The 5,967-nt window shown below is 61.1% G+C and carries 5 protein-coding genes and 1 tRNA gene; 2 read left to right on the forward strand and 4 right to left on the reverse strand.

The features are described 5' to 3' along the window. Nucleotides 1-66: 66 nt before the first annotated feature. Nucleotides 67-140 (forward strand) — tRNA-Gly (locus tag Q0094_RS12880). A 188-nt stretch (nucleotides 141-328) separates the two neighbouring features. Here the strand turns inward: Q0094_RS12880 and Q0094_RS12885 are convergent. From Q0094_RS12885 to Q0094_RS12900, 4 genes are all read right to left on the reverse strand, one after another. Continuing rightward, a complete protein-coding gene (locus tag Q0094_RS12885; RefSeq protein WP_297620269.1) occupies nucleotides 329-1,333 on the reverse strand; it encodes an ester cyclase in 1,005 nt (334 codons plus the stop codon). Continuing rightward, on the reverse strand, nucleotides 1,330-2,211 hold the full coding sequence (locus Q0094_RS12890) for a carbohydrate ABC transporter permease (RefSeq protein WP_297620271.1): 882 nt from the start codon (nucleotides 2,209-2,211) through the stop codon (nucleotides 1,330-1,332). Before Q0094_RS12890 ends, Q0094_RS12885 begins: the two co-directional genes overlap by 4 nt. A 4-nt stretch (nucleotides 2,212-2,215) precedes the next feature. Next, the gene (locus Q0094_RS12895) at nucleotides 2,216-3,244 is read right to left on the reverse strand and encodes a carbohydrate ABC transporter permease (RefSeq protein WP_297620273.1); all 1,029 of its coding nucleotides are present in this window, start codon (nucleotides 3,242-3,244) and stop codon (nucleotides 2,216-2,218) included. A gap of 73 nt (nucleotides 3,245-3,317) precedes the next feature. Continuing rightward, nucleotides 3,318-4,556 carry an extracellular solute-binding protein gene (locus tag Q0094_RS12900; protein WP_297620275.1) on the reverse strand — a complete coding sequence of 413 codons (1,239 nt, stop codon included), beginning with the start codon at nucleotides 4,554-4,556 and terminating at the stop codon, nucleotides 3,318-3,320. Nucleotides 4,557-4,836: 280 nt separating this feature from the next. Here Q0094_RS12900 and Q0094_RS12905 point away from each other — a divergent pair, with 280 nt between their 5' ends. Continuing rightward, on the forward strand, nucleotides 4,837-5,907 hold the full coding sequence (locus Q0094_RS12905; RefSeq protein WP_297620277.1) for an ABC transporter ATP-binding protein: 1,071 nt from the start codon (nucleotides 4,837-4,839) through the stop codon (nucleotides 5,905-5,907). Nucleotides 5,908-5,967 lie beyond the last annotated feature (60 nt).

Genomic DNA, 5,967 nt, shown 5'->3' on the forward strand with positions numbered 1-5,967 from the left:
CTGACGGGAATGGCTGACGGGGGCGCTTGACGGGGCAGCCTTGGGGCTTTACCTCGGCCCCCGAGCGCGGGCGTTGTGTAATGGTAAGACCCTTGCCTTCCAAGCAAGAGACGCGGGTTCGATTCCCGCCGCCCGCTCCATGATGTTGCTGTCGGCCTGTGGGCATGTTCAAAAGACCGAGGACGCAACTGATACGGGCAGGCTTTCCTGGTCACATGATTTCAAACCCGGCCGAGCCGTCGCTTGAGCTGCAGATCGTGGGCGATGCAACGCCCGCGCGACTTCGATGGTCGCGCTGATGCCGGGGTGACCACGGGGGGTTGCCCTGTCAGCCTTGGCCGTTGATTGCGGTTGCCCGCGCCAAAATGTCGACGCCTTGGGTTTTCCAGTAATGCAGCAAATCGATGAAGACCCAGTTTTCGGCCAGTTTGTCACCTGACCGGCGATAGATGTCGATTACGCGAAACTCACCCACGCGCCCAGTGGCGGGCATGCCCATGAAGCCACCCGTATGGACGGCGGTGAAATTCGGCCAGCCGAAAAAGCCGCCATAATGCCCCTCGGCCAGACGGGCGACATGGCCTGTGCCGGTGCGGTCGGTAAAGGCGGCGCGAAAGGGGCCGGAATGTTGCTTGGCATAGCGTTCGATGGTGTAGCTGGCACCAATCCCATGCGGCCCCCACCAGATCATGTCGTCATGCCATGTCCGGGCGAGTTCTTCCTCAAGCGGCAGACCAAGCTGCCATGTGCCCAGATCGCTGATCATCGCGTTGATCGCGGCAAGGGTGCGGGTGCCTTCGGCCTCGGGCTGGGGGGCGTCAAGCAGCCCGTCATGGGTGATCGGCCCGGGCTGCACCATAAAGGCCCCGGTCTGCGGGCCAAAGGGGTTCTGGCCCGCCTGCGCCATCAGATGCGGGATGTCGATGTAGAACGCGGTGTCGGCGATCTTGCCATCCACAACGCGGTCAAAACTGCAATAGCGCAGAAACGCCATCTTGCGGGTCGGGCGAATGCCCAGCCATGGCGCATCGAACAGCCCCATGAGGTGGCCCATCGACACGACCCAAGTGCTGGTGAAGCCATCAATCTGATTCAGGCCCGCGAAAAAGATGTCCTCGCGCCGCTGCATCCGGGTGAGCGATGTCTTGAGCGGATCCCAAAAAGCATGCGCCACGGCCCCTGCCCCGCGCAGATCGCCGAAAGGGTGATAGCCGCGCCAGCGATAGTCCTGGCTGACATGGGCGGCGAGGGCATCGGCGCTGGCACCGGCGGGCGCGGCATCGACGGCCGCTTGCATGGCACGCACGATGCGCTTGGCGTCTTGCAGGTTCATCCCTTCACCGCCCCGGCGGTCAGGCCGCTGACAATCTGGCGCTGAAAGAACAAGATCAACACAAACAGCGGGGCCGTGGCCGAAACGACGGCGGCAACGGCGAACATCACATTGCCCTCTTGCTGCACCGATCCAAGGAAGGATGCGATGCGCGGCACCATGGTCTGATTGTCTTGGGTCAGCAGCATCGCGGTCACCGCAAAATCATTGTAGGCAAGCAGAAAGCTGAACAGCCCCGTGGTGATCACACCGGGCCACATCACGGGCATGATCACATGGCGAAACGCCTGAAACCGCGTGCAGCCATCAACCATGGCGCTTTCGTCCAGATCCTTGGGAATGTTCAGGAAAAAGCTGTGCAGCATCCATAGCGTGAAGGGCTGGTTGATCGCCACCAGGACGATGATCGCAGTCGGCAGATGCCCCCAAAGGTTCCATTGGAAAAACGGCATCAGATACCCCGATACAAGCGTGATATGCGGCATGGCCCGAAACACCAGCGCGATCATGAGTATCCAGAACGCATAGCGGAACCCCGAGCGCGCCAGCGCATAGCCGCCCAAAGTGCCCAAGGTCAGCGAGATCACCACCGTGCAGGTGACGACGATCCCCGTGTTCATCACGTTGCGCCAGAACCCGCTTTCGATCCATGCGCCGAAATAGCCCTGCCCGGTGATGGACGCACCGGTTTGCTTGACCGTCAGCGGCCCGGTCAGCGCGTTCATCCAATCGGCGCGCGAAAAGAAATCGCCCTGAACCTTGAACGATCCCCAAAGCGTCCAGATGAAGGGAAAGGCGGCAAGGATCACCCAAAGCGCCACAAGCACCATCGAGATAACGGCCAAGGCGGGCGAGCGGCGCAAGGATGAAGCGGTCATGGCATCACGCCCTTTTGCGATTGAAATCACGCCAGGTGCGCAGCAGCACCGGCGCCAACAAGATGGCCACGCCGATGATCGTCAGCACCGATGTCGCGGCCGCCGACCCGAATTGCTGCGTGTCGCCCCGCAAATCGGAATAGATGATGTAGCTCAGCGATGTGGCGCTGGCCTGTGCCTGAAAGCCGACGATGGGCTCAAAGACGCGAAAGTTGTCCATCAATTGCATCAGCGTCACAAAAACCGCGAGCGGCATCAGATGCGGGATCACCACATAGCGCACCCTTTCCCAGCGGTTCGCACCATCGATCATCGCGGCCTCAAGCGTTTCGCCGGGCACCGTTTGCAGGCCTGCGTAAAACACGATGAAGGCAAAGGGCGCGGAATGCCAAACGCCGTAGACAAACAACATCGCCCAGGTCAAAGCCGGTGACGCCTTGAGCGACAGGTCAGGATCGTCAAACAGCCTTTGCATGCCGGCCCCGATCACGCCATTGGCATCGACCATCCAGAACAAGACCAGCGACCCGATCAGGGGGGTCACGATCATCGGCAGAAGCGAGAAGAAGATCGTGGGCCCGCGCAACAGGCGCGGCAGCGCATTGACCCCCAGCGCAATGGCCAGCCCCAAGACCAGGACCAGGGGCGTCACCACAGCTGTATAGGCCAGCGTGAACGCCAAGGCCTTGTAGAACGGAAGGTTCAGCGCCTGACCGAGAAAGGCCCCCAGGCTGTCGGTGGTGCGCCATGCGGCGGACAATTCGGCGGTGGCCAGATGGGCGCGGTTGACATAGGTGCCAAGCCCGTTGAAGCGGCCCAAGGGCTGCGCTTCGCGCAAAGCGGCGGTGGCCTCGGTGTCGACGCGGGTCTCGTTGGTGCAGCCAAACGGGCCGCAGGTTTCCACCGTCACCAGCACCTGCTCATGTTCGACATGCAAAGACTGGATCACCACAGACACGATCGGCAGCGCAATGAACAAGATCATCGCGCTGAGCGATGGCAAGATGAACCACAGAAACGTGCGATGGGGCATGTCGCGTCCTTACGGGGCGGCGGCAGGGTTGGGCACGGCGGCGGGAAAGTCAAACCGCCGTGCCCTGTTGGGCTTACTGCACAAAGCCCTGTTCGCGTGCGGCCGCAAGATAGGCCGCCTCGACATCGGCCAAGGCCTGTTCAGCGCTTTCCTGACCTTGCAGGAATTGCGCCAGTTCATTGCCAAGCGCCGTGTGCATCAGACCGGCATAGGGGACCATCGGATAAGGCAGCGCGCCCGCTTGCGCGGTGGCTGTCACACCCAGGGCCGGTGCACCGGGGGTGAACCCTTCCATCAGCCAGACAGCCGCATCGTTGTTGGCGGTGATCACCTCGGGGCGCAAGCCATGCATCAGCGCCTGAAATGTTGCAGCCGCATCTTCATCCGGGATGTTGGCGGCGATGGTAAAGCCATCCCACCACAGGGTCGACGCCGGAAGCACACCGCCCGCCACAGTCGGCGCGCCCATCAGCTTGGTGGCCGCCACAATCTCGGGGGTGGAGTTTTCATTGTCCAGGATGGCGCCACCGCGCGAGCCCCACATATAGCCCACGGCGATCTCGCCCCCTTCCCAAAGGGCTTGGGTGGCGTTGCTGTCAAAGGTCAGGAAATCGGGGTTGGCATAGGCGTTCAATGCCGCCAGCATTTCCAACGTCGCCAGACCGGTTTCGTTGTTGATGGTGGGGTTGGCGGTGCCGGGCTCGAACAAGGCGCCACCAAAGCCAAGGTAAAGGTTGACGAATTCCTCGCCCAGGTTCCAGCCCGAGCCTGTGTTCATCGCAAAGGGATGCTGCATGATGCCAGCGTCACGGATTGCGGCCAGAACCTCCAGCACAGCTTCATAGGTGGTGGGCGCCTCAGCCCCGATCTGATCCAGCACGTCTTGGCGCACGAACAGATGCTGGGCATTGGCCATGAAGGCCACCGCCATGGTTTTTCCGTCAATGGTGATGCGATTGAGCGCCGGAAGATCGGGGGCATATTGCGCGATCAGATCATCGAGCGGACGGATCAGACCATCATTCAACAGCGGCACGATCGAGGAATTGGCAACCACGGCCGAGGTATATTCGGCCGGGTTTGCGGTCAGGGCCGCCACTTGCAGATCACGATGTGTGGTGGTCTGGTTGGCCGTCACCTCGACCGTGGCTGACGCGCATTCCATCGCGCCTTGTGCCAGGGCTTGCAGCGCCGGAAAATCGTTGGAAAGGATCGCCACCCGACCCGATGCGATCCCGCAATCGGCCAAGGCCGCCGACGCGGTCATGACCGTGGCGATCGCGGTAAGGGTGGTCATCTTGCTGAAAGTCATCACGAAAGCTCCCTGTTGTGTTCGGGGTGTCGCGGCTTTTGCCTGTGCCCCCATCCTCATGTGCGTGCCGCGATTGCGTCAAAAAGCGAATCGCATCATCGCTTGCATACGTTTTCAATACTGAGGCATGTATCCGGGGTCGTGCAAGAAGTTTCACCGCGCAAGCCCGGCAAATCATTCTGCTATAGTTTCAGCAAAATAGGGCTTGATCGATTTTCCTCTTTGGCGATAGCCTTGTTGAAAACGTATGCATCAATGCCCCATCAGGGACCCTGCTCTCATGGCTGAAATCAAGCTTGTGAACCTGTCGAAGCGCTGGGGCGGTTTTGTCGGCGTTGACAACTTCAACCTGACCATCACGGACCGCGAATTTCTGGTGCTGCTGGGCCCATCGGGCTGTGGCAAGACCACGACGATGCGCATGATCGCCGGGCTGGAGGAGGTGACCGAAGGCGATATCCTGATCGACGGCAAGCGGGTCAACGACCTCGACCCCAAGGATCGCGATGTAGCGATGGTGTTCCAAAGCTATGCGCTCTACCCGAACCTCGATGTTTATGAAAACATCCGGTTTCCGCTCAAAGTGCGCAAAATCGACCCTGCGACCCACCGCGAACGGGTCATGCGCGCCGCCGAAATGGTGGAATTGACCGAATTCCTGCATCGCCGCCCCGCCGAATTGTCGGGCGGTCAACGCCAGCGCGTGGCTTTGGCCCGCGCCATCGTGCGTGAACCGAATGTGTTCTTGATGGATGAGCCGCTCTCCAACCTCGATGCAAAGCTGCGCGTCTCGACACGCGCCCAGATCAAGAACCTCAGCCATGAACTCAAGGTCACCACGATCTATGTCACTCATGACCAGATCGAGGCGATGACCTTGGCCGACCGGGTTGTGGTGATGAACAAGGGCGTGGTGCAACAGGTCGGCACGCCCACCGAAATCTATGACCATCCCGCCAATACCTTTGTTGCGGGCTTCATCGGCAGTCCGGCGATGAACCTGTTGTCGGGCGAATTGCGGGGCGGCGTTTTCAGCGGACAGAATGTCAGCATCGGCGGGCTGGCTGGTCCCGATGGGCCGGTCATCTTGGGCTTTCGGGCCGAGGATGCCATGCCCTTGCCCGATGGGGAGGGGCAGATCGCGGCCGCAATCTACGCGCTCGAGTTGCTGGGCGACGCAACCATGGTGACACTCAAGGTGGCCGGCGCGCTTGTGGCGATCAAGGCGCCCAAGGATTACCGGGCCAAGATCGGCACGCCCTTCGCGGCAAGGGTGCCTGTCGGGGCCTGTCATCTTTTCGATGCGCAAACAGGGGTGCGCCTTTTGGCAGGCCGCCACACCAAGGGATAGACGAGCATGGCGATCACCCATCTCAAGCGTGGCAAACCCGAGGCTGAGCGTGCCGAAGAC

The organism is uncultured Roseicyclus sp. (assembly GCF_937892565.1).
GTDB lineage: Bacteria > Pseudomonadota > Alphaproteobacteria > Rhodobacterales > Rhodobacteraceae > Roseicyclus.

Coding starts and splice junctions, on each gene's coding strand:
- Q0094_RS12890 (WP_297620271.1), bottom strand. CDS start 2,211: ATGACCGCTTCATCCTTGCGCCGCTCGCCCGCCTTGGCCGTTATCTCG.
- Q0094_RS12900 (WP_297620275.1), bottom strand. CDS start 4,556: ATGACTTTCAGCAAGATGACCACCCTTACCGCGATCGCCACGGTCATG.
- Q0094_RS12885 (WP_297620269.1), bottom strand. CDS start 1,333: ATGAACCTGCAAGACGCCAAGCGCATCGTGCGTGCCATGCAAGCGGCC.
- Q0094_RS12905 (WP_297620277.1), top strand. CDS start 4,837: ATGGCTGAAATCAAGCTTGTGAACCTGTCGAAGCGCTGGGGCGGTTTT.
- Q0094_RS12895 (WP_297620273.1), bottom strand. CDS start 3,244: ATGCCCCATCGCACGTTTCTGTGGTTCATCTTGCCATCGCTCAGCGCG.